Below are 26,498 nucleotides of genomic sequence, written 5' to 3'. Positions count from 1 at the left end.
TTGGAATTACGGCAGGGTCCACCGCTGCTGGGCCTGGGCGTTGCAATCCCAGATCTGGAGCTGGGTGCTGAGGGTGGTGGTGGCGCCGGGGTCGTCGAGGCAGCGGCCGGAGTTGGGGTTGAGCAGGGTGCCGTTGGTCTGCGGCTGCCACTGCTGGGCCCCGGTGCCGTTGCAGTCGTAGAGCTGGATCTTGGTGCCGTTGGCGGTGCCGGCGCTGGTGATGTCCATGCACTTGCCCAGGGCCTGCACGGTCCCGTCGGAGCTCACGGTCCAGGTCTGCGCGGTGGTGCCGTTGCAGGTGTAGATCTGCACCGGGGTGCCGTTGGCGCTGCTGGCGGAGCGGACGTCGAGGCAGAGGTTGGCGCCGACGCCGGCGGTGATCGCGCCGATGTGGCCGGTGCCGCCGCCGCTGCCGGTGGTGGCGGTCCAGACGAAGGTGGTGGAGCCGGCGGCCCCGGTGCCGTCGGTCGCGGTGACGGTCACGGTGCTGGTGCCGCCGGTGGTCGCGGTGCCGGAGATCGTGCCGTTGGCGGCGATCGTCAGTCCGGCCGGGAGGCCGGCGGCGGTGAACGTGAGGGTCTGGCCGGCGGCGGAATCCGAGGCCTGGACGGGCAAACTGACTGCGGTGCCGACCGGACTGCTCATGCCCTGCGGATTCGTCACGGTGACGGTGTTGCCGGCGTTGGCGCTGGCGACGGTCAGCGTGCCGGACAGCTGGGGGCTGGCGGAGGTGTCGCCGACCGCGATCCGGTACGAGCCGAGCGCGGTGGTCCACGCGGTGTTGTTCCAGTACGCCAGATCGTGCAGCGTCACCGGGAAGCTGACCGTGGTGGACGCCCCGGGTTGCAGCGTGACGCGGGTGAATCCCTTGAGCTGCAAGGGAGGTTCGCCGGTAGTGGCCGGATCGCCCACGTACAGCTGGGCGACGTCGGAGCCGGCGCGGCTGCCGGTGTTGGTGACGGTGGCGGTCACCGTGGTCTTGCCGTGGGCGTCGAGGGCCCCGACTTGCAGGTTGCTGAACGCGAAGCTGGTGTAGGACAAGCCGAATCCGAACGGGAACAGCGGCGCGATGTTCTGCGCCTGGTACCAGCGGTAGCCGACCTTCACGCCCTCCGAGTACTGGACCTGGCCGCCGGTGCCGGGCCACTGCGCCTGGGTGTGCGCCGGCACGTCGGCCAGGCTCTTGGGGAAGCTGACCGGCAGCTTGCCCGACGGGTTGGTGTCGCCGAACAGCACCGAGGCGATGGCGTTGCCGTCCTCCTGACCCGGGTACCAGGCCTCCAGGACGCCGGCCACGCTGTCGATCCACGGCATCGTCACCGCCGAACCGGTGTTGAGCACCACGATGGTGTTCGGGTTGGCCGCGGCGACCTGGGTGATCAGCTGGTTCTGCACGCCCGGCAGGTCGATGCTCCCGAGGTCGCTGCCCTCGGACTCGGTGTAGCTGGCGAACACGACGGCCACGTTCGAACTCCGGGCCAGCGTCACGGCTTGGGCGATGTTGCCGGAGGTGTCGCCGGGCGCGTACTGCACGGTGACACCGGCGCCGGCGCGGCTGGTGATGCCCTGCAACGGCGTGACCGTCCCGGAGGAGTTGACCTTCGCGCTGCCGCCGCCCGCGGTCTGCGGGGAGTTGCTGCCGGACGCGCCGAGCACCGCGATCGAGTGCGTGGTCGAGGTGGTCAACGGCAGGACATTGTTGTTACGCAACAGAACCGTGCCCTCGGCGGCGATCTGCCTTGCCGCCGTCTTGTGCGCGGTGGAGGTGACGGTCGCGCCGGTGTTGCCGGTGCGCGGGTTGTCGAACAGGCCGAAGGCGAACATCTCGGTGAGGATCCGGCTGACCATGGCGTCCAGCGTCGCCGGCGACACCTGGCCGTTCTGCACGGCGGTTTGCAGTGCGCTGCCGAAGAAGTCGCCGCCGGGCATCTCCTGGTCCATGCCGGCGTTGGCCGAGGCGGCCGTCGAGTGGGTCGCTCCCCAGTCGGAGGTCACGAAGCCCGGGAAGCCGAACTGGGTCCGCAGCGGGCCGTTCATCAGCGCCGGGTTCTGGCACGCGTAGGTGCCATTGACGGTGCTGTAGGAGCACATCGCCGAGGACGCCGCGCCCTGCTGCACGCCCATGCCGAACTGGGGCAGGTAGATCTCCTGCATGGTGCGGCTGTCGATGATGGCGTTGTCGGACGGGGTGTTCCGGTTGGTCTCCTGGTTGTAGACGCCGATGTGCTTGATCTGGGCCAGCACCCCGGCGCCCTGCACGCCGCGGATCTCCGCCGCGCCCAGCTGCCCGGCCAGGTACGGGTCCTCCGACATCGACTCGAACGCCCGGCCCCAGCGGGGATCGCGGACGATGTTGACGGTCGGGCCGAGGTTGACGTTGGCCCCCTTGCCGGCTTCCTCGCTGCCGACCAACTGACCGTACTGGTTCTCGGCGTCGACGTCCCACGTCGCCGCGGCGGCCACCGGGGCCGGCAGCTGCGTGACGCCGTTGAGGTTCTCGCCGACACCGGCCGGGCCGTCCTCCAGGCCCAGGGCCGGGATGCACAGCGCGGGGATCGCCGGCGTGTTGCCGACGTAGCCGCCGCCGGCGCCGTGCACCAGGCTGATCTTCTGCGCCTGGGTCATCTGGGCCAGGACCTGGGCGACTCTCTGGGGGATGGGGGCGGTCGAGCCGACCCAGGCACAGGTGGCCTGGGGTGCGGCCGACGCGGGCGGCAGGGCCGGGGCGATGACGGCCAGGCCAACGGCTGCGGCTACGCCCAGCCAGCGACGTGCGGACACGGTGGTCTCCTCACTGAGCACACACGGGACAGGCGCGCAGTGGCGGCTGGAAGCGCTTTCATACCGTGGCATAAGGTGTCGGGCACAGCGGTCACGTATCGATAAAGATGGCGAGGGTGCGACCGATGCCCCACGAGCCGGACGCCGCGGCCCGCCTGGCCGCGCTGCACTGCTGCCTCATCACGCCCGGCCTCACCGACGCCGAGTTCGCCCAGGTCGAGGCCGCCTTCGGGTTCACGTTCGCCGACGACCACCGAGCCTTCCTCGCCGCCGGGCTGCCGGTCGACGACCACCGCGGGCTCGGCTGGCCCGACTGGCGGGACGGCGATCCCGCCGAGCTGCGGCGGATGTTGGACTGGCCGGTGGAAGGGGTCCTGTTCGACGTCGAGCACAACGTCATGTGGGACGCCGCCTGGGGGCCTCGCCCGCACACCGTGGACCAACGCCTGGCCATCGCCCGCCGCCACCTCGCCGACGTGCCCCAGCTCGTCCCCGTGTGCGGCCACCGCTACCTGCCCGCCGGCCGCGGCGCCTCCGGCCACCCCGTGCTCTCGGTGTACCAGACCGACATCATCTACTACGGCGTCGACCTGGCCGACTACATCCACCAGGAGTTCGGCGGCCCCGGCCTGGACCGCGCCGATCCCGCCTGGGACCCCGTCGCCACCGTCCCGTTCTGGCGTGACTTTCTTTGACCGGTGTTACGGCCTGTGGGAACTGTCCCAAAGAGACTGTTTTTCCGGTTCGTTGTCGTTAGGGTGAATCGCCCGAACAGAAGGGCGGTGGCCGATGGTCCGGTTCCACGTGATCGTCAATCCCCGGGACCGGGTCCCCACCGCGTACGCCGTGGTGCGCGGGGACGAGATCTTCACCTACGACCTGCGGTGGCGCCGGTCCGACCTGAGACGCCGGCTGCGGCACTGGGAGGCCAGACCGGTCGGGGTCGACGAGGCCGAGGCGGCGGTGGAGCAGATCATCGGCGACGTCCGGCGGGCCGACCAGGCGGCCTGGATCAACCGGACCCACCGCTACTACCGCCACGAGCGCGAGGTGCTGCGGGCGACCCTGGCGGCGCGGGACACCGTCGCCTACGAGCGGTTCGCCGGCGAGCAGTGGTGGCCGGCGCCGCCGCCGACCAACCAGCTGACCGAGGTCGACGTCGACGACGCCGAGGAGTACAAGGCCCGGTGGAATCCCGGCGACGTGGCCCCGGAGCCGCCCCGGCCGTTCCCGGTCGATCCCGGCGCCGAGAAGGGCGCCGAGGAGGGCCGCTACGTCGTCTCCATGGCCGGCGACGACCAGCCGCTCGCCGTCGTGCTGACCAACAACGTCTCCCGTGAGCGGCTGACCACCTTCGACACGCCGACCTGGGACAGCTCCGACCTGCTCGGCCAGATCGCCGCCGGCCGTTTCGACTGGACGGTCCGCGAGGTCGACGGCAAGCAGTCCGACGCCGCCCTCTTCGCGATCGGCCGGGCCCGGCACCGGGCCGACGAGTCCCGCTGGATCGACCAGGAGCTCAGGTATTACTTCGTCGTGGACACCCCCCGGGGCAAGGACACCGTGACCGCCCTGGTCCGGGTCCACCGGCAGGGCGAGCGGGAGGAGTACCTGAGCCGGGACGGCCAGTGGCTGCACTCGACGTACCTGATGGACGCCGACCACGGCGGCTGGGACTACTACCTCGAGGTCACCGAGGCCGACGCCCGGCGCTACCAGGCCGGCTGGTACCGCCGGACCAGGGGCGCGTCGTGAAGTACGAGCTGATCTCGTCCCGATTCGACCGGACCGGCACGCCGTTCGCGGTGATGGCGTCGGGGCAGGTCTTCACCTACGACCTGCGATGGCGCCCGTGGAGCGGGCGGGATCGGCTGGAATGGCTCGCCCACGCCCGCAACTACTGCCAGGCGCGCACGACGACCCGTCGCTCGGTGGCGATGGCGGCCATAGCTCAGATCACCGGGGATGTCCGTGCTGCCGACCAGGCCCGCTGGATCAACCGCGTCCACCGCTATTACGCCGTCGACGGGGAGGTCGTACGGGCCCACGTGGCGGACAAGACCGTCGTCTACGAGCGATTCACCGACCAGGGCTGGGTTTCCGCCGATCGGCCGGCCGGCGACCTGACCGAGGTGGAGCCCCAGGCCGCTGAGGAGTTCAAGGCAACCCGTGGCGTGGAGGAGCCGGAGCCGCTTCACCCTGAGGTGGCTCGACGCAAGGCTGACCCGACGGCCGTGCGGCGTGCGTACGTCGTCACCGAGAACGGACGGGACCAGCCGGTGGCCAGGATTCTGAGCCCCGGCTGGAACGGGAACGCGGAGCTGGTGTTCACCAGCTGCGGACCTGATGACGCCTGGCGGCCGTCCGACCTGCTCGGCCAGATCGCCGCCGGCCGGTACGACTGGACCGCCCGGGAAGTCGACGAGGCACAGTCCGACGCCGCCCACTCGGCGATGCGCGCGGCGATCGAGTGGGCCGACCTGTCTCGCTGGATCCACCACCGCGTCAGGTACTACTTCCTGGTCATGGACCCGACCCGCAAGACGCATCCGCACGGGTTGTTCCGGCTACCCCGGTCCGGCGGCCTCATGGACGAGGAAAGCTTCCGCGACGGCCGGTGGGAGCCGTCGTTCCGGATGGAGGACATCCGTCGCTGCTCGTCGACGTTCGAGTGCATCGAGGTGACCGAGGCCGACGCCCGTCGCTACCAGGACGGCTGGTACCGCTGGAGCTAGTAAAGGAACCATTACCATCGCCGGGGCGTTGTCCGGGCATGAGGGAGCGCATCACCATCGAACTGGGCCGGCGCGATCTCCTGGTCGTGGCCGGGCTGCCCGGGGCGGGCAAGAGCACGATGCTCGCCCACGCGGCGGATGGACTGACCGTGCTGGACTCCGACCAGGTGCGGGCCCGGCTGTCGGCGCTGCTGCCGGCCGGCCTGGCGTACCGCTACTACCGGCCGGTCGTCCACGTGTGGCACCGGCTGCGCGTGATGCGGGCGGCGCTGGGGCAGGGGCCGGTCGTCGTGCACGACCCGTCGACCCGGGCCACCACTCGCGCCTGGCTCGTGTCGCTCGGCCTGGCCAGCCGGCGGCCCGTCCGCATGCTGTGGCTGGACGTCACCGTCGAGCAGGCCATCCGCGGTCAACGCAGCCGGGGCCGGGTCCTGCATCCACGGACCTTCCAGCGCCACGTCCGCCGCGCCGCCCGGATGCGCGAGGCCCTGCTGGCCGACCAGGTTCCCACCGGCTGGCACAGCGCCCAGGTGATCACCCGCTCCGCCGCCGACTCCGCCGCCCTGGCCGCCCGAGGTCCCTCGACACGATTCCGGAATAGTGTGCGCACCACCGCCCGGCTCTGATCAAGTTCCACAGGTCGCGTCGTGTCAAGCCTTTAGCGTCAGATCGAAAGGATGTTTTCCCGCCGGGGATCCACTCATACTTGTGTCAGGCCGACACGGCCGACCGCACGGGGATATGTGACCAGTCAATTCGCAGCTCAGCGTCCACGGGCGGAATGTGACATCACAAAGGGGTGGGATCATGTTACGACGAATACTGGCGATCGGGGGGCTCTCGCTGGCCGCCGTCGGACTGTTGGGCGCGCCGGCAACGGCCGAGCCGACCACGTCGTCCACGCCGGCAGCGACCGCCGGGCAGTCGGTCAGTCCGCAGGACTGGGATGCGTGCGTCGCCGGCTACTCGTGTTACTACTCGGGCTACAACGGCACCGGCTCACGGTGGCTGGCGCCGCACTGCGGCGGCTACGGCCCCTTTCCTGGATTGAAGTCGGTCCGTAACAGGGGGCACGGCGACATCTATCTCTACGCGTACGACGGGGCCGAGTACTATGTGCCGATCGGCGGCACGGTCAATATCTACGACAGCATCGAAAGCTTCTACATCGAATGCTGACGAATACCGTTCCGCATACCATTGCCCAAACGGAATGGTATGCGGAACGGTGAAGCCTGAGCTCAGCCGAACGCCCTGGTCGGATTGGTGACGAAGATTCGTTCGGCCAGGGTCGGCTCCAGACGCGGGCGCAGGTGGGTCAGCAGGTACGGCATGCCCGGCACGCCCCTTGCCGCCGCCGTTGTCGTGTCGCCGCCCAGCAGCAGTCGGGAGGCGAAGCCGGCGTCGGCGAGTTCGGAGAGGAGACCGGGCATCATCCAGTCGGTGGCGTGGTGGGCTCGCGACGGGCCGTCGAACGCGAGGAAAGCTCCGGCCTCGGCTGCCCGGCGGTGGACCCAGCGGTCCGGGAAGCGGTTGAGGTGGCCGAGGATCACCCGCCCCGGCGGCACTTCGAGCTTGCCGCACAACAGGTCCAGCACATCGAGGGCCGCCGTGCCGAGTTCCAGATGGACACTCACCGGCACCCCGGTCTCGCCATGGGCCACCGCCGCCGCCGTCATCGTGCGCACGGCGTGCGGGTCGAGGCCGTGGTACCCGCCGGCCACTTTGATCAGCCCGCAGCGGCGCTCGACGACGTCGGCCACGAACAGCTCTTCCAGCCGTGGCAACGACTTCTCGAGAAACTCCGGCTCGTAGTGCTGGGCCTGGTGCAGCCCCGTCGCCGCCACGATGTCCACACCGGTCCGCCGGGACAGCTCGGCCAGCGCGTCGAGCCGCTGGTTCATCCCGTGCGGCGTCCACTGCACCACCGCCCGCCCGCCGGCGTCGTGAAACCGTTGCAGCTCAACGGACGCCGCCTCCACGTCGTCGAGCTCCTGCCCCGGCAGCACCCGGCTGGCCAGGAACAGATGGTCATGCGAGTCGGTGACGCCGAGCCGATCGACGTCCCCCAGGACGGTGCGGATCACGCTCGTCACTCTAGGGGGCCGTCCCCACGATGCACCGGGCCAGGCCGGGGACCCGGACCACGCCGTTCGCCTTGAAGGCGCGGACGTCCGCGACAGCGCGGGCCCGTATTCGCTCCCGCGCCGGCTGGTCGACCTGCCGCAGTGCGGCGACGACCGGCGCGACGTGTTCGCTGACCACCTGCCAGTACTGGTCGGGCGACTCCGTCACGAGGTGGACGGGAACGTCCCACTCGGCGATGTCGCTCAGGCCGACGTCCGCGTAGAGCGCGCTGACGCGGCCGGGGGCGGCGCAGCGGAACATGCCCGGCGCGTCCGGGGCGGGCGTCGGCAGCACGACCTCGGTCGCGATCGCCCGCATGGCGGTCGCCGTCCACGGATTCCGTTCGGGCTCGATCCACACCGACGAGCACAGTCGTCCGCCCGGCTTGAGCACGCGGGCGAACTCGGCCGTCGCCCGGGCCAGGTCGGGGAAGAACATGTAGCCGAAGCGCACCGAGACGCTGTCGAAGCTGTCGCCGTCGAAGGGCAGCTCGTCGGCACCGCACACCGTCGTGTCGATGTTGGCGATGCCCTGCGCCCGGGCACGCCGCGCGGCGACGTCGAGCATCTCCGGGACGAGGTCGGTCAGCACGACGTGCCCGGCCGGCCACCGCCTGGCGATGCTCAGGCCCGGCTCGCCGGTGCCCGAGGCGATGTCGAGATGGCGCCGGCCGTCCACGACACCGAGACCGTCCATGATCGCCGCGCCGACCGGACCCAGCTGATCCATGATCACCGAGTCCCACTTCGCCCAGCCCGCGGCCAGGCCGGCCCAGGCCTGGCGCTGGCTGTCGCGGATCTGCTCGGGTCCGGGCATCGGGTCAGTGCTCCTTCTTGATGACGAAGTAGGAGCCGCGGATGGTGCCGGCGAGCTTGGACTTCTGGCGGGCGAACTTGAAGGCGGCGAGCTCGGCGGGGATGTCCATGCCGTCGGAGAGCTTGAAGCCGACGGCTCGCTTGCCGAGGTCGTCGAGGGTGTACATGACGTTGACCGACAGGCCGTCCTCGTAGAAGACGTAGGCCATGCGGATGTTGTCGACCTGGAACTCGGTGGCTTCGAGTGCACGGGCGGCGATGACGATGTCGCGCTCGTCCTTGAGGATCTCGTGCACCCAGTCGACGGTGGAGCCCGCATCGGCGGCGGGCTCGACGGTGAAGACGTGGCCGTACTTGTTCTTGAAGTAGCGGGCCTCGTTGGCTCTCAGCCCGGCGAGCGCGTCCGCGACCGGCGAGGTCTCCAGGCCGACGGTCGACACGGTCTCGAAGTCAACGGCATAGGGCATGGCGTGGTCCTCCACAGGCAGGTCCGGCTGGCGGATCTCAGCGTATGCGCAGGTGGCGGGGATGGCCGCGCCGAACGGCCATAGAGGGTTGAAGTGTACGAGACCGTTTCGTACACTTCGGGACATGGTGCGGGGCAAGGAGCGGGAGGACGCCATCCTGGCGGCGGTGATCGACCTGCTGGTCGAGGGGGGATACGGCAACCTGACGATGGACGGGGTGGCGGCGCGGGCGCAGGCCAGCAAGGCGACGATCTACCGGCGGTGGCGGAACAAGGCCCAGCTGGTGAAGGCGGCGCTGGACGCCTCCGACGCGGAGCAGAACAAGGCGATCCCGGACACCGGCGGCCTGCGCTCGGACCTGTACGCGGTGATGCGCACGCTCAAGGACCGCGCCGACGAACGGCACATGACCCTGATCGGCGGCCTGATCGCGGCGGCGAAGCACGACCAGGAGCTGGCGGCGGCGCTCAAGGAGCACGTCAGCGACGAGGAGCTGTCGCCCTTCCTGGTCAGCCTGCAACGGGCGGTGGACCGCGGCGAACTGCCGGCGGACGCGGACAGCGAGCTGGTGCACGACGTGGCCGAGGCGATGGTCATGCGCCAGCTCGCGGTCGGCGAGATCGACGAGGCCTTCATCAGGCGGGTCGTGGACGACGTCCTGCTGGTGCTGTTGACGAAGGGGGAACAGAGATGACAGTGGTGATCGCGGGGGCCGGCCCGACCGGCCTGACGCTGGGCGTCGAGCTGGCCCGGCGAGGCGTGCCGTGCCGGCTGCTGGACCGGGAGTCGGGGCTGTTCCCCGGATCCCGGGGCAAGGGCCTGCAACCCAGAACCCTGGAGGTGTTCGACGACCTCGGCGTGCTCGACGCCGTGCGCGCCGAAGGCATGCCGTTCCCGAACTTCCGCCTCTACTCGGGCACGGAGATCGTCTGGGAACGGCCGTTGCACGAGATGCTGGGCATCGAGGATCCGCAGGTCTCCCCCAGCGTCCCGTACCCGAAGCCCTGGCTGATCCCGCAGTGGCGGACCGACCGGATCCTGCACGACCGGTTCCTCGCGCTGGGCGGCAAGGTGGAGTTCGACACCGAGGTCACGGGCGTCGAGCAGCGGGCCGACGGCGTCACGGTTTCCGTGCTGCGCAAGGGGATTCCGGAGCGGATCGAGGCCGACTACCTGGTCGGCACCGACGGCGGCCGCAGCACGGTGCGCAAGCTGCTGGGGGTCGGCTTCGCCGGGGAGACCCACGACACCGAGCGGACTCTGGTCGGCGACGTGAAGGCCAGGGGCCTGCACGGCGTGGCGTGCCACCTGATCACGCACGCCGGCGACGTGACGAAGCGGTTCTCGCTGTGGAACCTGCCCAACACCGACTACTACCAGTTCGTCGCGGCCGTGTCGCCGCAGGACGCGGACGAGCCGGACCTGGACACCCTGCGGCGGATCATGCTGGACCGGACCGGTCGCACCGACATCGAGCTGCACGACCTGCGGTGGATCTCGGTGTACCGGATCAACGTGCGCATGGTGGACCGGTTCCGGGTCGGCCGGGTGCTGCTGGCCGGCGACGCCGCCCACGTGCACTCCTCGGCCAGCGGCCAGGGCCTCAACACCAGCGTGCAGGACGCCTACAACCTGGGCTGGAAGCTGGCCGCGGTCATGGGCGGCGCCCCGGACGAGCTGCTGGACAGCTACGAGGCCGAGCGGATGCCGGTCGCGGCGCAGGTGTTGGGCCTGTCCACCGAGATGCACCGCCGCAACTTCCGGCCCACGACCGGCGCGGCCCCGGCGATCCACCAGCTCGACATCACCTACCGCGGCGGCCCGCTGGCCCAGGACGACCGCGCCGAGAAGGGGCAGTTGCAGGCGGGCGACCGGGCCCCGGACGGCATGCTGCCCGACGGCACCAGGCTGTTCGACCTGTTCCGGGGCACGCACGCGACGGTGTTGACCTTCGGCGGACCGATCGAGGGCTACGACCTCGCCCCCGGCGTCGAGGTGCTGGTCCGTCCCGACGGCCACATCGGGGCCGTCGGGACGGACGTGCGCCAGTGGCTACGCCTGGTCGAAGGCGGTGGCCCGGGAGACCTTCTCCCACGCGTCGATGTCCGCTCGTACGCTCTCGAGGTGGCCGGCGACCGCGTCCACCGCGTCACCGCCCAGCACCAGCCGTAGCGGCGTCGTCGAGGCGTCCAGCGCGGCCAGGATCGCGGCGGCCGCCTTGTCCGGGTCGCCGGGCTCCGAGCCGCCGGCCTCCGAGGTCATCCGGCGGGTCGCGCCCACCGACTCCTCGTAGTCGGCGATCGCCTCGCTGAACGCCTTGTTGCTCATCAGGCTCGTCCGGAACGCCCCCGGCTCCACGATCAGCACCTTGATCCCGAGCCGGTTGACCTCGTCGGCCAGCGCCTCGGACAGGCCCTCCAGGGCGAACTTGGTCGCGCTGTAGGCCCCGAAGCCGGCGAACGACATCTGGCCGCCCATGCTGCTCAGCTGCACGATCGCGCCGCTGCGACGGGCCCGCATGTGCGGCAGGGCGGCCCGGGTCAGCGCCGCCGGCCCGAAGAAGTGCACGTCGAACAGCGCCCGCAGCTCCGCGTCGGTGGTCTCCTCGACCGCGCCGACGTGGGTGCGGCCGGCGTTGTTGACCAGGACGTCGATCCGGCCGTGCCGGGCCACCACCCCGGCCACGGCCGCCTCGGCGGCGGCGATGTCGGTGACGTCCAGCTGGATCGCCTCGACCTGGTCGGGGTGGGCCGCCACCAGGTCGTCCAGCGTCCCGGTGCGCCGGGCCGCCGCGACCACCAGGTCCCCGGCGGCCACCGCGGCCGTGGTGACGGCCCGGCCGAAGCCGCTGTTGGCGCCGGTGACCAACCAAACCCTGCTCATCGTGTCCTCCCCTGTTCGGTGATCGACTGTGCTTGTCTACCACCACGGCCAGCCACGGATCCTTGTCGTGCTGCACCATCCCGAGGGCAACGAGTTGTGTGTCGCGTGACCTCGTGCAACCCGAACCGTGACCGGCCCCGTCCTCGGGGCATGGTCGCCATCACGCGTTCGATAGTCATCGCGGGAGTGCTGCTGTCGGCCGCCGCCTGCGCCCCGCAGGCGGTCCAGACGGCGGCGAAGCCGGTGAGCACGCCGGTGTGTCCGGAGGACCTGCCGACGGTTCCCGGGTCTGGGCCGGCGAAACCGTTGGTGGCCGGCAATCCCGCGGCCGCGGCGGTCTGCTTCTACTCGGCGCCGGTCCCGGCCGGGCACATCCCGCTCACCAGGTCGCGGGCCGTCACCGATGTCGACGGCCTCGTCGCGGCGCTGAACGCGGCCGACACGACCCCGCCGCCGCGCGGCACCATGTGCCCGATGGACGACAACACCACCGACGTCGTGATTTTCGCGTACGACAAGGGAGATCCGGAGTACGTGACGATCAGGCCCACCGGCTGCGCGACCGCCACCAACGGCAGGACCACGGCCTACCGCCTGAGCGACGCCGTATTGGGAAAGCTCTGACAATTGCGAGACGGGTGCTCACCCCGGCACCGGGGTGAGCACCCGTCGACTCAGCGGGCCGGCCGGTAGGGCCGCAGTTCCCGCCGGGCCAGCGACATCTTGTGCACCTCGTCGGGGCCGTCGGCCAGGCGCAGCATGCGGGCCGACGCCCACAGCGTGGTCAGGATGAAGTCCTGGCTCACGCCGCCGCCGCCGTGGGCCTGAATGGCCCGGTCGATGATCTTCTCCACCGCCGCGGGGGTGGCGATCTTGATGGACTGGATCTCGGTGTGCGCGCCCTTGTTGCCGACGGTGTCCATCAGCCACGCGGTCTTGAGCACCAGCAGCCGGGCCTGCTCGATGGCCACCCGCGCCTCGGCGATCCACTCCTGCACGACGCCCTGGTCGGCGATCGGCTTGCCGAACGCCACCCGGTTCACCGTCCGCTGGCACATGGCCTCGACGGCCCGCTCGGCCATGCCGATCAGCCGCATGCAGTGGTGGATGCGGCCGGGGCCGAGCCGGGCCTGGGCGATGGCGAAGCCCTCGCCCTCACCGGCGATCACGTTGGAGACGGGGACGCGCACGTCCTTGAACTCGATCTCGGCGTGGCCGCCGTGCGCGCCGTCGGTGAAGCCGAAGACGTGCATGCCGCGCTTGACGTTCACGCCCGGGGTGTCGCGGGGCACCAGCACCTGGCTCTGCCGGCGGTGCCGGTCGGGGTTGTCCGGGGAGGTCTGCCCCATCACGATGAAGATCTTGGCGCGCGGGCTCATCGCGCCGGAGGCGAACCACTTCCGCCCGTTGATCACGTACTCGTCGCCGTCCCGCTCGATGCGGGTGGCGATGTTGGTGGCGTCCGAGGAGGCCACGTCCGGCTCGGTCATGCAGAACGCCGAGCGGATCTCCCCGGCCAGCAGCGGCTTGAGCCACTGCTCCTGCTGCTGGGCGGTGCCGAACCCGGCCAGCACCTCCATGTTGCCGGTGTCCGGCGCCGCGCAGTTGGTCGCCTCCGGGGCCAGCGCCGGGCTGCGCCCGGTGATCTCGGCCAGCGGCGCGTACTGGAGGTTGGTCAGGCCGGCGCCGTGCTCCTTGTCCGGCAGGAACAGGTTCCACAGGCCCCGCTGCTGGGCCTCGGCCTTGAGCTCCTCGATGACCGGCGGCGCGTCCCACGAGGTCGGGTTGTCGAGCACCCAGTCCCGGTGCGCGGCCTCGGCCGGGTACACGTGCGACTCCATGAACTCGGTCAGCTGACCGATCAGCTCCTGGGTGCGCTGGTCGTACTCGAACTCCATCAGGTCAGTCCTCCTTGACTGCGGCGGCCGCGGCGGCGCCGTGCTCGACGAGCGGGCCGACGAGGGCGCCGATCCGCTCGAATCCGGCGCCGACGGTGCCGCCCTGCACGAACCGGTAGTGAATGCCCTCCAAGATCACCGCGAGCTTGAAGTAGGCGAAGGCGACGTACCAGCCGAGGCCGGAGACGTCGAGGCCGGTGCGCCGCGCGTAGCGCTCGACCAGCGTGTCGATGGCGGGAAAGCCAGGGGTGGCGTTGACGCCGTTGGTGATCGGGTCGTCCTCGGCGCGGCCGACGCCGGCCCAATAGACGACGAACAGTCCCAGGTCGGACAGGGGGTCGCCGAGGGTGGACATCTCCCAGTCCAGCACCGCGCTGATGGCCAGCGGGTCGGTGGTGACCAGGGCGTTGTCCAGCCGGTAGTCGCCGTGCACGATGGTCGCCCGCTGCGCGGTCGGCACGGTGGCGGCCAGCTTGGCGTGCAACTCCTCGATGCCGGGCAGGTCCCGGCTGCGGGAGGCGTCCAGCTGCTTGCGCCAGCGGGCGACCTGGCGGGTCATGAAGCCCTCGGGACGGCCGAAGTCGCCCAGGCCGACCTGCTGCGGATCCACCTCGTGCAGCTCGGCCAGCACGTCGATCAGCTCGTCGGCGACCCGGGCGGCCTGCTGCTCGGACAGCCCGGCGGTGTCGGCGCGGGACCGCATGGGCGTGCCGTCGACCCGGTCCATCAGATAGAACGGCGCGCCGATGACCGAGGCGTCCTCGCAGTACAGCTCGGTTCTGGGCACCGGCACCTTGGTCGGGGCCAGCGCGGAGATCACCCGGAACTCGCGGCCCATGTCGTGCGCGGTGGCCAGCACGTGGCCCAGCGGCGGCCGGCGCAGCACCCAGTCGTGCGTGCCGTCGTCAACCTTGTAGGTCAGGTTGGACCGGCCGCCGGTGATCAGCTCGGCGGCCAGCGGCCCGGCCAGCACGCCGGCCGCGTCCAGGTACTTGGCCAGGGCCTCGACGTCCAGGCCCGGCAGCGCTTGGTTCACAGCGACTCCCCCAGCAGCTCGGCCAGCGCCGCACGGGTGCTGGCGGGATCGACGTGTTTGATGCCGTGCATGCCCAGCCGCTGCGCGGTCCGCACGTTGGCGGTGAAGTCGTCCACGAACACGACCCGCTCGGCCGGCAGGTCCAGCCGCTCCAGCAGCAGCCGGTAGATCGGCTCGTCCGGCTTGCGCAGGCCGACCTCGCCGCTGATCACGACCACGTCGCACAGCTGCGCCAACAGGTCGTGCGGGTAGTCGTTGCCCCAGCTGTTGGACAGCAGCCCGGTGCGCAGGTCCAGTTTCCGCAGGTCGCGGACCAGGGTCAGCATGTCGTCGCTGGGCGCCATGGCGGCGAACAGCCGGCCCAGCACGCCTTCGGCCGGCACCGGCCGGCCGTCGGTGGCGACCAGCCGGGCCGCGAACCGCCGCTCGAACTCCGGCACCTCGAGGTCGCCGGTCTCCAGCAGGTGGATCGGGTTGCCCGGCTCGGCCTCGCGCCCCAGCCAGCTCCGCATCAGCGCGGCGAAGCCGTCGGGATCGATGCCGTCGGCGCGCAGCCAGCTGCCGGTGGCGGAGCTCAGGGGCGTGGTCAGCACGCCGCCGTAGTCGAACACGACGGCGTCCACGGCACGGGTTTGCGGCACGCCGCGATAGTACCGACCAGTCGGTATGTCGACAACACGACGGACCGATAGAGTGCCGGACATGCCGGTTGTCGATGCCTGGATGCAGCATCCGACGCTGCGTCAGACCAATCACGAGATGTTCGAGTCGCTGCGGCGGTGGACGGGGATGGAGACCCGCACCGAGCCGCTGCCGGTGGCCACGACCGTGGCCGCGCTGGCCGAGGCGGACGTGGAGATCGGGCTGGCGTCGGCCTGGTACGGGCCGCAGGGGCCGCTGATCAGCAACGACGAGCTGGCGGAGTTCGTCGCGCAGTCGGACGGACGGCTGCGCGGAGTGGCGGGCGCGGACCTGAGCCGGCCGATGGGGGCCGTGCGGGAGTTGCGGCGGGCGGTGACCGAGCTGGGGTTCGTGGCGCTGCGGATCGTGCCGTGGCTGTGGCAGCTGCCGCCGACCGACCGCCTGTACTACCCGCTGTACGCCGCGTGCGTGGACCTGGGCATCCCGTTCTGCACCCAGGTCGGGCACACCGGCCCGATGCGGCCGTCGGAGACCGGCCGGCCTATCCCGTACATCGACCAGGTGGCGCTGGACTTCCCGGAGCTGACCATCGTCTGCGGCCACATCGGCTACCCGTGGACCACGGAGATGATCGCGGTGGCCGACAAGCACGCCAATGTCTTTGTCGACACCAGCGCCTACACCGCCCGCCGCTACCCGCCTGAGCTCGTCGACTACCTGCGCGGCCGCGGCCGCCGCAAGGTCCTGTTCGGCTCCAACTACCCGATGATCACGCCGGCCCGGGCGCTGGAGCACCTCGACGACCTCGGGCTGGACGACGAGGCGCGCGAGCTGTTCCTGACCGGCAACGCGCGCCGCGTCTTCGCCCTCAAGGCTTGAGTGCCAGGTAGGTCAGCACCGCGCCGAGCGTGGACAGCACGGCGAGGATGACGCCGAGGGTGTGGATCGCGCCGGTGAAGCCGGCGGCCAGGACGGCGCGGTGGGCCTCGGCGACGTGACCCTGGACGGCCTGAGCGGCTTCGAGCGACGGCGGCCCGGCAGCGATCAGCGTGCTGAGCAGGGCGGCCGCGCCGGAGACGGCGACCGACTCGCCGGTGATGCGCATGGTGTTGAAGATCCCGGCGGCGGCCCCGGCCTTCTCCACGGGAACGGTGCTGACGGCGGCGTTGTCCATCACCCCGAACGCCAGCCCGACGCCCGCGCCGAACGGCAGCAGCGGCAGCGCCAACTCCAGCCACGAGCTGTCGCTGTGCACGGTCGTCAGCAGCAGGCCCCCGACGACGATCAGCACCGAGGCCCCGGTCAGCACTGCCCGTACCGACGTGCGCGCGGCCAGGCGGCTGGCGATCAGCGGCAGCAGCAGGACCGGCGTGGTCATCGGCAACAACAGCAGGCCGCTGTCCAGCACGGTCCGTGAGCCCACGCCTTGCAGATAAGCGGGCAGATACACCAGCAGCACGACGAAGCCGAGGGTGACGGTGAACGGCTGGCACACCACGGCGAGGAACTCGGGCCGCCGGTACAGCCGCACGTCGAACATCGCCCGCTCAGCCCGGCGGACCTCGACCACGGCGAACAGGGCGACCAGCAGCACCGCGATGCCCAGCGGCACCAGCGTTGCGGGCGCGGTCCAGCCGGCGGTGGTGGCCTCGACCAGCGCGAACGACAGGACGGCGAGCCCGGCGGTGAAGCAGACCAGCCCGGCCACGTCGATCCCGGGATGGTTGGTGTCCCGGGATTCCGGGGCCCGCGTCGCACACAGCCATGCCGGCGCGGCCATGGCCGCGACCAGCAGGAACACCGATCGCCAGCCGCCCACCTCCACCAGCGCCCCGGCGGCAAGCGGCCCGATCGCCAGGCCCGTGCCGAAACACGTGCCCAGAATCCCGAAGGCCAGTTGCCGACGCCGTCCCGAGGTGGAATGGGCGAGGATCGCCGCGCCCGAGGCCAGCACCGCCGCGGCCCCACAGCCCTGAACCGCGCGAGCCACGTCGACCAGGACCATCGACGGCGCGAGGGCGATCAGCAGCGAGAGCAGGCCGACCAGCCCGATGCCGGTCAGCAGCACCCGCCGCCTACCGATCCGGTCGGCCAGGCCGCCGGCGGCCAGCGGCAGCGCCGCGAAGGTGATGTTGAAGGCGTTGAGCATCCACTGGGCCGCGCCGACCGAGGAGCCGAGCTGCGCGGCCATGCTCGGCATGGCCACCGCGGCCCCGGTCACCGAGAACGGCAGCGTCATGCTCGCGCCGCCGACCGCGACGACCGTGGCCCAGTAACCCGACTTCACGGGAGTGGGGGCGAGAACTGTCATGCCGCCGATCGTTGGGCCCAGGCGGCGTCGGATGAAGAGACCGCCGTTCCCTGAGACTGACAGGGCCACCTTCGGACCGGGACTTCCCACCCATACTGGGGTCATGGCCGATTCGATCACCCTCGGCGACTACCTGCGGGCTCGGCGGGCGCTGGTGTCCCCCGCCGATGTCGGCCTGCCGCCGACCGGGCGTCGACGGGTGCCCGGCCTACGCCGCGAGGAGGTCGCCGAGCTCGCCGCGCTGAGCACCGACTACTACATGCGCCTGGAGCAGGGCCGCGCCGACCGGCCGTCCGACGAGGTGCTCGACGCCCTCAGCCGGGCCTTGCGGCTCGGCCAGGCCGAACGCGCCCATCTGCGCGACCTGGCTCGTCCCCGCGTGGCCGTCCCCCGCCGCGACGACCGCCTCCGCCCGGCCCTGTGGCACGTCGTCCAGGCCATGCCGACCACACCGGCCGTGATCATGAACGACCGCACCGACGTCCTGGCCTGGAACCGCCTGGCCGCCGCGCTGCTGGCCGACTTCCCCAACCTGCCGCCCCGGGAACGCACCATGGCCCGCCGGATCTTCCTCGATCCCGACGCCCGCAGCGTCCACCTCGACTGGGACGAGGCCGCCCGCACCACCGTCGGCATCCTGCGCATGGCCGCCGGCCGGCAGCCCCACGATCCCGAACTCGTGCGGCTGATCGGCGAGCTCTCCCTGGGCAGCCCCGAGTTCCGCGCCCTCTGGGCCAGCCACCACGTGCACGAGAAAACCCACGGCCGCAAGCACTTCCACCACCCGGCCATCGGCGAGGTCGCCCTGGACTACGAGACCTTCCAGGCCCCCGGCGCCGCCCACCACCTGCTCGTCGTCTACACCGCCGCCCCGGGAAGCCCGGCCGAGGAAGCCCTGAACTTCCTGGCCAGTTTCGCCTCCGCCTAAGCCCCCACGTACGCGGCGAGGTGCTCGCCGGTCAGCGTCGACCGCTTGGCGACGAGGTCGGCGGGAGTGCCTTCGAAGACGATCTGGCCGCCGTCGTGGCCGGCGCCGGGGCCGAGGTCGATGATCCAGTCGGCGTGGGCCATGACGGCCTGGTGGTGCTCGACGACGATGACGGACTTGCCGGCGTCGACGAGGCGGTCCAGCAGGCCCAACAGCTGTTCGACGTCGGCGAGGTGGAGGCCGGTGGTGGGCTCGTCGAGGACGTAGACGCCGCCCTTCTCGCCCATGTGCGTGGCCAGCTTGAGGCGCTGCATCTCGCCGCCGGACAGGGTGGTGAGCGGCTGGCCGAGGCTGAGGTAGCCCAGACCGACGTCGGTCAGGCGGTCGAGGACGGCATGGGCGGCGGGAGTGGCGGCCTCGCCGGCGGCGAAGAACTGCTCGGCCTCGGCGACGGACATGCCCAGCACCTCGCTGATGTTGCGGCCGCCCAGGGTGTATTCGAGCACGGAGGCCTGGAAGCGGCGGCCCTCGCACTCCTCGCACACGGTGGAGACGGTGGCCATCGGACCGAGGTCGGTGAACACCAGCCCGACGCCGTTGCACACCGGGCACGCGCCCTCGGAGTTGGCGCTGAACAGCGCCGGCTTGACGTTGTTGGCCTTGGCGAAGGCCTTGCGGATCGGTTCCAGCAGGCCGGTGTAGGTGGCGGGGTTGCTGCGCCGGGACCCGCGGATCGGGGTCTGGTCCACGGACACCACGCCGAGGTCGGCGGGAATGGAGCCGTGCACGAGGGAGCTCTTGCCGGAGCCGGCGACGCCGGTGATCACGGTGAGCACGCCGAGCGGGATGTCGACGTCGACCTTGCGCAGGTTGTGGGTGGTGGCGCCGCGGATCTCCAGCGCGCCGGTGGGCGTGCGGACACTGTCCTTGAGGGAGGCTCGGTCGTCGAAGTGACGGCCGGTGACGGTGTCGCTGCGGCGCAGCCCGGCGACGGTGCCCTCGAAGCACACGGTGCCGCCGGCCGCGCCGGCGCCGGGGCCGAGGTCGACGACGTGGTCGGCGATGGCGATGGTGTTCGGCTTGTGCTCCACGACAAGCACGGTGTTGCCCTTGTCGCGCAAGCGGAGCAGCAGTTCGTTCATGCGCTGGATGTCGTGCGGGTGCAGGCCGATCGTCGGCTCGTCGAAGACGTAGGTGACGTCGGTGAGCGACGAGCCCAGGTGCCGGATCATCTTCACCCGCTGCGCCTCGCCGCCGGACAGCGTGGCGGCCGGCCGGTCCAGGGCGAGGTAGCCCAGGCCGATCTCGACGAACGAGTCCAGGGTGTGGACCAGCTTCTCCAGCAGCGGGGCCACCGACGGCTCCTTCAGCCCCCGCACCCACTGGGCCAGGTCGCTGATCTGCATGGCGCAGGCGTCGGCGATGCTGATCTTGGCGATCTTCGACGAGCGCGCGCCCTCGTTGAGGCGGGAGCCGCCGCAGTCGGGGCAGACCGTGAACGTGACGGCCCGGTCCACGAACGCCCGGATGTGCGGCTGCATGCCCTCCTTGTCCTTGGACAGCATGGACTTCTGGATCCGAGGGACCAGGCCCTCGTAGGTCATGTTGATGCCCTCGATCTTCATCCGGGTCGGTTCCCTGTGCAGGAAGTCGTTGAGTTCACGCTTGGTGTACCTGCGGATGGCCTTGTCCGGATCGATGAAGCCCGAGGAGGCGTACAGGCGGTAGTTCCAGCCGCCCGGGGTGTAGCCGGGAATGGTCAGCGCGCCCTCGTTGAGCGACTTGCTGTCGTCGTAGAGCTGGGTCAGGTCGATGTCGGTGACCGAGCCGCGGCCCTCGCACCGCGGGCACATGCCGCCGGTGATGCTGAAGCTGCGTCTCTCCTTGACCTGCCGGCCGGCCTTCTCCACGGTGACCGCGCCGGCCCCGCTGATCGAGGCGACGTTGAAGGAGAAGGCCTGCGGGGAGCCGATGTGCGGCTTGCCCAGCCGGCTGAACAGGATGCGCAGCATGGCGTTGGCGTCGGTGGCCGTGCCCACGGTGGAGCGCGGGTCCGCGCCCAGCCGCTGCTGGTCCACGATGATCGCGGTGGTCAGGCCCTCCAGCACGTCCACGTCCGGCCGGGACTGGCTGGGCATGAAGCCCTGGACGAAGGCGCTGTAGGTCTCGTTGATCATCCGCTGCGACTCGGCGGCGATGGTGCCGAACACCAGCGAGCTCTTGCCCGAGCCGGACACCCCGGTGAACACGGTCAGCCGCCGCTTGGGGATCTCGACGCTGATGTCCTTGAGGTTGTTCTCCCGCGCGCCCACCACCTGGATCAGGTCGTGGCTGTCGGCGGCGTGCGCCTTCTTGCTCATCGGTGTCTCCGTCAGGTCCGGTGGGCGCGGGCAACTGCCCACTGTCTACCTGACGGATGAGCCCCCGCCCATGTGACGCGCCCCCGCTTTAACGTCATGAAGGGCCCCATACTGACGTTCAACGTCAGTATGGGGCCCTTCATGACACAAAAAAGAGGGGTTAGCGGACGACCAGGACTGGGCAGAGGGCGTGGTGGAGGGCGTCGCGGGTGACGCCGCCGAGGCGGCCGGGGCCGCCGGAGCCGACGACGATGAGGTCGGTGTGGGTGCGGGTGGCCACCAGCTCGTACGGCTGCGCCCGCACCGCCTCGAAGTTGGCCGACAGCTGCCGGTTCACCGTGGCCAGGTAGTCCTTGGCGTGGTCGAGGACCTGGCCGTGGGCGTCGCCGGACGGCCCGGCGGTGCGGCCGGACGGGGTGGGCCAGGCGTGGGCGACGTGCAGCTTGGCGTGGAAGGTCTCGGCCAGCGCGGCGGCGCGGCGCAGCACCGGGCGGTCCTCGTGGCCGCCGCTGACCAGCGCGGTGATCACCGAGTGCATGCCGTGCACGGCGGCGTCCAGGCCGCGCACCACGAGCGTGTCGCAGTGCGCGGCGGCCACCACCGGCAGGACCCAACGGCCCAGCCCGATGGTCACGTGCTGGCGGCCGCGGCAGCCCAGCACCACCAGCTCGGCGTGCTCGCTGGCCGGCACCAGCGTGCGCAGCGGGTCGTCGGAGCTTTCCACGATGCTGACCGGCAGCGGCTGCATCGTGGCCAATTGGTCTGCCGCCGAAGGTTCACCCGGACGGGGTGCGTCGGCGTACACGGTGAGCGCCTCGCCGCGCAGCCAGGCGTACCGCGCGGCCCAGCCGAGCGCGGCCGAGCCCCACGGCGAGCCGTCCGCGCCGACCACGACGGTCGGGTCGAACCCCTCGGGGGAAAGGTGATGGGGACGAGTCGACGTCGCGCTCGGCAGCACTCTCGCCATGCGAACCCTCCTGGCGGCACAGGGATTCTCGCGCTGACTGGTTGTCGTGTGACACTCTGCCCCCCGATGGCCTTGATCGCCAGGGGCCGAGCGGGATTGGTTCAGTGACGAACGACCAGCACGGGCGATCGGGAATGATATACAGCCGCCTTGGTCATCGGGTCGATGTGGGTCCGGTCCCCGCGCGAGGCGTCGCCGAGCACAAGAAGGTCGGAGTCGGCGCACGCGACCGCGGCCTCCGGCGGCTGGCAGGCGAACGACCGCAGCTCCGGGATCAGCTTGGGGGCCAGTGTGGACAGTTGGGCCCCGGCCCGGTCCAGCACGGTGACCGAGCTGAGCTGCTCGGGCAGCCAGCGCGGGCCGGGCGGCGGGGTGACGTGCACGATGCGCAGCTTGGACTGCAGCGAGGTGGCCAGTTTCCCGGCGCGGGCCAGCACCGAGACGTCTTCGACAGTGCCGCGGACCAGGGCCGTGATCCAGCGGGTGCGGCCGTGCAGCGAGGACGGCAGGCCGCGCACGACGACCGTGTCGCACTGGGCGCGCGCCACCACCGGCACCACGCTGCGGCCGACGCCGAGCGTGCCGTGGTGGTAGCCGCGGCAGCCGAGCACCACCAGGTCGGCCCGCTTGCTGGCGGCGACCAGGGTGCCGACCGGGTCGGGGCCGCTGCGGCGGATGCGCACCGGCAGCATCGGCATCGAGCGGAGGGTGGCGCCGATGCCGGCGTCCGGCGGGATGTCGTCGGGGATGTCCACGAACCGCGGGTCGGCCTGGTGCACGTCGAGTTCCGCGCCGACGACGCAGGCGTGCCGGGCGGCCCAGCCCAGCGCGGCGTCGCCCCAGTAGGACCCGTCCGTGCCGACGGCGATGCGCTTTGTGACCGCGGGAGCGGGGACCGCGGTGACGAGTGTGGTTCGCGTGGTGACTGGTGCGTTGAGCGTGGCGGCGGCGTGCGCTTGCGCCATGACCATCCTCCTGGCGCCGGTGACTGAGATCTCTCGGGAGATGCCTCTACCTTGGCCGCTTCTCATGACCAATTCCAGTGGCCAGACGTTACGGAACATTTAACTCTCGCGTGCCGTTGACCACATTCGTCCACAGTGGACGGACCGGGACGCTCGGCCCGGCCACGGGATTCGACCCCGGCCGCCCGGTTGCCGCAGGCCGCCCGGCCGGCCGTCGACCGGGCGGCAACATCACCCGTTTGATGGCGGCGTGACGCTCGTAGTTACCGGAAAGTACCCGTCCCACCAGCGGATCCCCGCCGCCCGGTCGACGGGGCGCAACCGGGCGTGGCCGTCCACAGTGGATGGTGAATCGGCTCGGGCCGGAATTGACCGGAAGCGCTGACAACGGTGTCAGAAAACAATTGCTTCGAGTCGGAAAACAGTGACCCGGCGCACAACATGAACGATCCAGGCGCGGCATATTGCACTGTGCAAACCTCAGCGATCGCCGAGCCTGCGGGCCGAGTGGACGGTGCGGGCGTTGAGCATATACACGTCCGGCCGCCACAGCAGACTCTCCCGGTCGTCGTCGTGCACCAGCCGGTCGATCACCGCGTGGTCCTCGGCGTCGATCCGGTCGCCCAGCATCTCCCGCTGCCGGACCAGCATGTCCCGCAGCAGCAGCCGCGGCTCGGTGTCCAGCGGGGCCGGCAGGTCGACCAGGAAGGTGCGGCTGGCGCTGGGCATCAGGCCGGCGCGGGCCAGCATCGCCGGCCAGTCCTCCACCGTCGGCACCGAGCCCGGCAGGCCGGCGCGCATGGCCGTGAACCAGTCCTCCTGGGCGGTGTCCAGCCGGGCCTGCAATCCGGGCCGACCGAGGCCGATGTCGCGGGGCAGGAACCGCATCGGCAGTCCGCCCTCGACCACGGCCAGCACGCCGCCCGGCCGCAGCAACGCGCCGAGCCGGTTGAGCGCCGCCTGCTGGTCGCCGATGTGGTGCAGCACGCCGCTGGTCCAGATCAGGTCGGCCGCGCCCAGTTCGCCGAACGCCTCGGGCAGGTCGGCCTCCTGCGTGGTGATCTGCACGCCCAGCCGCGCCGCCCGCTTGCGGGCCAGCTCCAGCAGCTCCGGCGACCGGTCGGCCGCCACCACCTCGGCCTCGCCGAACGTCTCGGCCAGCGCGCACGCCGCCACGCCGGGGCCGCTGCCCACGTCGATGATCCGCGCCGGCTCGTCGGCCTGCCCCCGCAGCCAGTCCATGACCTGGTCCAGGAAGTCCCGGTGCACCTCGGCGTTGCGCTCCAGGTGCTCCCCCAGCGCCGACCAGTCGTAGTCCTCGTCGCTGTGCCCATGTCCGTGGCCGTGCCCATGACCGTGTCCCATGGCGTCCCTCCTTGGTGTCCTCTGTCGTACACCCTGCGCCACAGGCGAGACGAGCGGCAAACTATGTTGCCGATTCGGCAACACCAAGTGCCGCCAGCTCCTTGGTGAGTCGCTCCACCTCGTCCCCGCGATTCTGGACACGCCTCAGTTCCAGGGCCCGCTGCCACTCGCGCACCGCTCCGTCGACGTCGTCGGCCCGGAGGTAGGCGCGTCCCATGTCGGTGCGACAGTCGGCCTCAGTGCAGACGTCTTCGAGCTCGACGGCCAGGTCGACGCCCTTGCGGTAGTACTCGAGCGCCCGGAAGTACTGCCCCAGCTCGAGGTTGATGTCACCAAGGCTGCCGAACATGGTGGCGATGCCGGGGCGGAAGCCGAGGGCCTGGAAGCGGGCGAGGGCGTCCAGACAGTTGTCGTGGGCAGCGGTCATGTCGTGCAGTCGGAAGTCGAACACGCCGACCGTGCTCAGCGCCACCGCGATCCCGAGCTCGTTGTCGAGACATCGCTGCTTTCGCAGCATCTCCTGAGCGTGGTGCCGCCCGGAGACATGGTCGCCCTGGACGTCGAACGCCCGTGCGAGTGCGTTGTGGCAACTCGCCTCGCTCTGCGGATCGCCTGCCTGTGTGGCCACCGCGAGCGCGTGGTGCAGGCGCGGCAGCGCCATGCCCGGCAGACCCAGCAATGTGTAGGCGTCGCCGAGCATCCGGTTGCATCGGGAACGCAAGATCGGATCGTCCACGTTGTCCGACGCCTTGAGCGCGGCCCGCCAGGTCTCCAGGTTGTCGTGAAGTCGACCGTTCCACCGGTGGAATGTGTCCAACGCGCGCGCGAACTGGCAGACCTCCAGCCACCACCGCTGCCGTGCGGCCTCCTGTTGCGCCGCCAGCAGGCACAGGTGCTCGGCCTTGAACCATTCCCGGGCCCCGTCCGGCACGGTGAACTTGGACGGCTGGCATCCCTCCGCCGGTGGCGCGAGATCGTCCCTGGTCACACGCTCGCACAGGGCCCGGTCTCCACCCATGGCCGTGTGCAGGTAGAAATCGATCAGGCGGCGCCGCGCTGCCGCGAGTTCGTCGACGACCTGCTCGGTCGCGATGAGCCGGACCAGGTCGTGCATCCGCCACCGCCCGGCGGTGTGCTCCTGGATCAGCGAGACGCCGACCAGTCTGGCCAGTTCCGCGCTGGTGTCCTCGGTGGACAGGCCGGTGAGGCTCGCGGCGGCCGCGAGGCCGATGTCCGGGCCGGCGGCGACGCCGAGCTGCGCGAACACGACTGCCCTGCGTGGTGGCAGCGCCCGCAACGACCACGACAGCACGGCTCGGAAGCTGATCTCGGCATCGTCCTCGTCGTCGAGTGCACGCAGCCGGGACGCCGTGTCGCGTAGACCGGCGGACACCGCAGCCAGTGCCGGGGCGCACCGCGCCTGGCCGGCGACGATCGTCAATGCGAGCGGATAACCGCCACAGTGCGCGATCAACTCGTCCGTCGTGTCCGGCTCGGCTTCCACCCGCTCCGCGCCCACGCGTGCGGCCAGCAGCTTTCGCGCGCTGTCGACGGAAAGGACGTCCAGCACCGACAAAGCGCCGTCGTGCTTGGTCGTGATTCGCCGTAATCGGTTCCGACTGGTGATGACGACCCGGCAGTCAGGGCCGCCGGGCAACAGAGGCTCGACCTGCGCGGCGTCCGCCGCGTTGTCCAGCACCACAAGTAGTCTGCGTGTCGCGACGAGGGACCGAAATTGCGCGGCCCTCGCGTCGCATCCTTCCGGCCGGTCCTCGGCGCGGACGCCGAGCGCGCCGAGAAACTCGCCCAGCACGTCCACGGGATCCCGGGGCGGCTGATTCGGCGAGAAGCCGTGCAGGTCGACAAACAGCTGGCCGTCCGGAAACGCCTCGCGCCGCTCGTACGCCCACCACACGGCCAGGCAGGTCTTCCCGATGCCACCAGGGCCGACCAGCAGGGTTATCCGGGCCGGGCAGTCCAGCGCCGCCAGCTCGCCGGCCCGGCCCACGCACGCCGGTGGACGGATGGGCAGTTGTTGCGGCGTCACGGACTTGTCGCGCGCCCCATCGATGTGGATCGAGCCGGCGAAATCGCCGACGATGACCGAATTGTTGATCTCGTCGGCAGTGACCTTCACGTGCGCTGCGGGCTTGGACACTGCTGCTCTCCGCTTGGCTCAGGAAGTCAGCCACGCTAGCGAGTCGATCTTCGAAGCGCC

Annotated in this window: 24 protein-coding genes; 10 read left to right on the top strand and 14 right to left on the bottom strand. The window is 70.9% G+C overall.

Annotated elements, in window-relative coordinates:
* Positions 1–6 precede the first annotated feature (6 nt).
* Complete coding sequence (locus tag ACIG5F_RS00805; RefSeq protein WP_396515216.1) at positions 7–2,781, bottom strand: glycoside hydrolase family 3 C-terminal domain-containing protein; 2,775 nt, start codon at positions 2,779–2,781, stop codon at positions 7–9.
* A gap of 125 nt (positions 2,782–2,906) precedes the next feature.
* Between ACIG5F_RS00805 and ACIG5F_RS00800 the strand changes: the two genes are divergently transcribed.
* From ACIG5F_RS00800 to ACIG5F_RS00780, 5 genes are all read left to right on the top strand, one after another.
* Positions 2,907–3,476 (top strand): hypothetical protein, encoded by a 570-nt coding sequence (locus ACIG5F_RS00800; RefSeq protein WP_396515215.1) that lies wholly within the window; start codon positions 2,907–2,909, stop codon positions 3,474–3,476.
* Between the two features lie 94 nt (positions 3,477–3,570).
* A complete protein-coding gene (locus ACIG5F_RS00795) occupies positions 3,571–4,536 on the top strand; it encodes a hypothetical protein (protein WP_396515213.1) in 966 nt (321 codons plus the stop codon).
* Positions 4,533–5,516, top strand: coding sequence for a hypothetical protein (locus ACIG5F_RS00790; RefSeq protein ID WP_396515211.1), 984 nt, complete (start codon positions 4,533–4,535; stop codon positions 5,514–5,516). Before ACIG5F_RS00795 ends, ACIG5F_RS00790 begins: the two co-directional genes overlap by 4 nt.
* Positions 5,517–5,554: 38 nt before the next feature.
* Entirely contained in the window at positions 5,555–6,142 is a 588-nt protein-coding gene (locus ACIG5F_RS00785) for an AAA family ATPase (protein WP_396515209.1), read from the top strand.
* 181 nt (positions 6,143–6,323) lie between these two features.
* On the top strand, positions 6,324–6,695 hold the full coding sequence (locus tag ACIG5F_RS00780; RefSeq protein WP_396515207.1) for a peptidase inhibitor family I36 protein: 372 nt from the start codon (positions 6,324–6,326) through the stop codon (positions 6,693–6,695).
* A gap of 62 nt (positions 6,696–6,757) precedes the next feature.
* On the opposite strand, the gene ACIG5F_RS00775 is transcribed toward ACIG5F_RS00780, so the two are convergent.
* The 3 genes from ACIG5F_RS00775 to ACIG5F_RS00765 are packed head-to-tail and all read right to left on the bottom strand — an operon-like array spanning position 6,758 to position 8,925.
* Positions 6,758–7,603: a phosphotriesterase gene (locus tag ACIG5F_RS00775; protein ID WP_396515206.1), complete on the bottom strand. Its 846-nt coding sequence runs from the start codon at positions 7,601–7,603 to the stop codon at positions 6,758–6,760.
* A 10-nt stretch (positions 7,604–7,613) separates the two neighbouring features.
* A complete protein-coding gene (locus tag ACIG5F_RS00770) occupies positions 7,614–8,459 on the bottom strand; it encodes a class I SAM-dependent methyltransferase (RefSeq protein WP_396515204.1) in 846 nt (281 codons plus the stop codon).
* A 4-nt stretch (positions 8,460–8,463) separates the two neighbouring features.
* A complete protein-coding gene (locus tag ACIG5F_RS00765) occupies positions 8,464–8,925 on the bottom strand; it encodes a phage tail protein (RefSeq protein WP_396515202.1) in 462 nt (153 codons plus the stop codon).
* A gap of 124 nt (positions 8,926–9,049) precedes the next feature.
* Here ACIG5F_RS00765 and ACIG5F_RS00760 point away from each other — a divergent pair, with 124 nt between their 5' ends.
* Positions 9,050–9,619 carry a TetR/AcrR family transcriptional regulator gene (locus ACIG5F_RS00760; RefSeq protein ID WP_396515200.1) on the top strand — a complete coding sequence of 190 codons (570 nt, stop codon included), beginning with the start codon at positions 9,050–9,052 and terminating at the stop codon, positions 9,617–9,619.
* Positions 9,616–11,097 (top strand): FAD-dependent monooxygenase, encoded by a 1,482-nt coding sequence (locus ACIG5F_RS00755; protein ID WP_396515198.1) that lies wholly within the window; start codon positions 9,616–9,618, stop codon positions 11,095–11,097. Before ACIG5F_RS00760 ends, ACIG5F_RS00755 begins: the two co-directional genes overlap by 4 nt.
* Here ACIG5F_RS00755 and ACIG5F_RS00750 read toward each other — a convergent pair.
* Positions 10,978–11,808, bottom strand: a complete 831-nt coding sequence (locus ACIG5F_RS00750) for an oxidoreductase (protein WP_396515196.1) — start codon at positions 11,806–11,808, stop codon at positions 10,978–10,980. The genes ACIG5F_RS00755 and ACIG5F_RS00750 overlap by 120 nt on opposite strands.
* Before the next feature lie 150 nt (positions 11,809–11,958).
* Between ACIG5F_RS00750 and ACIG5F_RS00745 the strand changes: the two genes are divergently transcribed.
* Positions 11,959–12,432: a hypothetical protein gene (locus tag ACIG5F_RS00745; protein ID WP_396515194.1), complete on the top strand. Its 474-nt coding sequence runs from the start codon at positions 11,959–11,961 to the stop codon at positions 12,430–12,432.
* Between the two features lie 50 nt (positions 12,433–12,482).
* On the opposite strand, the gene ACIG5F_RS00740 is transcribed toward ACIG5F_RS00745, so the two are convergent.
* The 3 genes from ACIG5F_RS00740 to ACIG5F_RS00730 are packed head-to-tail and all read right to left on the bottom strand — an operon-like array spanning position 12,483 to position 15,383.
* Positions 12,483–13,706 (bottom strand): acyl-CoA dehydrogenase family protein, encoded by a 1,224-nt coding sequence (locus tag ACIG5F_RS00740; protein WP_396515192.1) that lies wholly within the window; start codon positions 13,704–13,706, stop codon positions 12,483–12,485.
* Positions 13,707–13,710: 4 nt separating this feature from the next.
* The gene (locus ACIG5F_RS00735) at positions 13,711–14,742 is read right to left on the bottom strand and encodes a phosphotransferase family protein (protein WP_396515190.1); all 1,032 of its coding nucleotides are present in this window, start codon (positions 14,740–14,742) and stop codon (positions 13,711–13,713) included.
* Positions 14,739–15,383 (bottom strand): HAD family hydrolase, encoded by a 645-nt coding sequence (locus ACIG5F_RS00730; RefSeq protein WP_396515188.1) that lies wholly within the window; start codon positions 15,381–15,383, stop codon positions 14,739–14,741. The genes ACIG5F_RS00735 and ACIG5F_RS00730 overlap by 4 nt, the downstream gene beginning before the upstream one ends.
* A 61-nt stretch (positions 15,384–15,444) precedes the next feature.
* On the opposite strand from ACIG5F_RS00730, the gene ACIG5F_RS00725 reads away from it, so the two are divergent.
* Positions 15,445–16,263, top strand: a complete 819-nt coding sequence (locus ACIG5F_RS00725) for an amidohydrolase family protein (RefSeq protein WP_396515186.1) — start codon at positions 15,445–15,447, stop codon at positions 16,261–16,263.
* Here the strand turns inward: ACIG5F_RS00725 and ACIG5F_RS00720 are convergent.
* Complete coding sequence (locus tag ACIG5F_RS00720; RefSeq protein WP_396515185.1) at positions 16,253–17,695, bottom strand: MFS transporter; 1,443 nt, start codon at positions 17,693–17,695, stop codon at positions 16,253–16,255. The two genes, ACIG5F_RS00725 and ACIG5F_RS00720, sit on opposite strands and share 11 nt — an antisense overlap.
* Positions 17,696–17,798: 103 nt before the next feature.
* On the opposite strand from ACIG5F_RS00720, the gene ACIG5F_RS00715 reads away from it, so the two are divergent.
* Entirely contained in the window at positions 17,799–18,623 is an 825-nt protein-coding gene (locus ACIG5F_RS00715) for a helix-turn-helix transcriptional regulator (RefSeq protein ID WP_396515183.1), read from the top strand.
* Here the strand turns inward: ACIG5F_RS00715 and ACIG5F_RS00710 are convergent.
* The 5 genes from ACIG5F_RS00710 to ACIG5F_RS00690 form a co-directional block, all read right to left on the bottom strand.
* Positions 18,620–20,983 (bottom strand): ATP-binding cassette domain-containing protein, encoded by a 2,364-nt coding sequence (locus ACIG5F_RS00710; RefSeq protein ID WP_396515182.1) that lies wholly within the window; start codon positions 20,981–20,983, stop codon positions 18,620–18,622. The two genes, ACIG5F_RS00715 and ACIG5F_RS00710, sit on opposite strands and share 4 nt — an antisense overlap.
* Positions 20,984–21,143: 160 nt before the next feature.
* Positions 21,144–21,950, bottom strand: a complete 807-nt coding sequence (locus ACIG5F_RS00705) for a universal stress protein (RefSeq protein ID WP_396515180.1) — start codon at positions 21,948–21,950, stop codon at positions 21,144–21,146.
* Positions 21,951–22,051: 101 nt separating this feature from the next.
* Positions 22,052–22,915, bottom strand: a complete 864-nt coding sequence (locus ACIG5F_RS00700) for a universal stress protein (protein WP_396515178.1) — start codon at positions 22,913–22,915, stop codon at positions 22,052–22,054.
* Between the two features lie 480 nt (positions 22,916–23,395).
* The gene (locus ACIG5F_RS00695; protein ID WP_396515177.1) at positions 23,396–24,280 is read right to left on the bottom strand and encodes a class I SAM-dependent methyltransferase; all 885 of its coding nucleotides are present in this window, start codon (positions 24,278–24,280) and stop codon (positions 23,396–23,398) included.
* A gap of 61 nt (positions 24,281–24,341) precedes the next feature.
* The gene (locus ACIG5F_RS00690) at positions 24,342–26,438 is read right to left on the bottom strand and encodes an ATP-binding protein (protein WP_396515175.1); all 2,097 of its coding nucleotides are present in this window, start codon (positions 26,436–26,438) and stop codon (positions 24,342–24,344) included.
* Between the last annotated feature and the right edge of the window lie 60 nt (positions 26,439–26,498).

The sequence above is a fragment of the Kutzneria sp. NPDC052558 genome (assembly GCF_044547355.1).
Taxonomy (GTDB): domain Bacteria; phylum Actinomycetota; class Actinomycetes; order Mycobacteriales; family Pseudonocardiaceae; genus Kutzneria.
The sequence above is the reverse complement of the archived record's forward strand: the minus strand, read 5'-3'. Positions and strand labels throughout refer to the sequence as shown.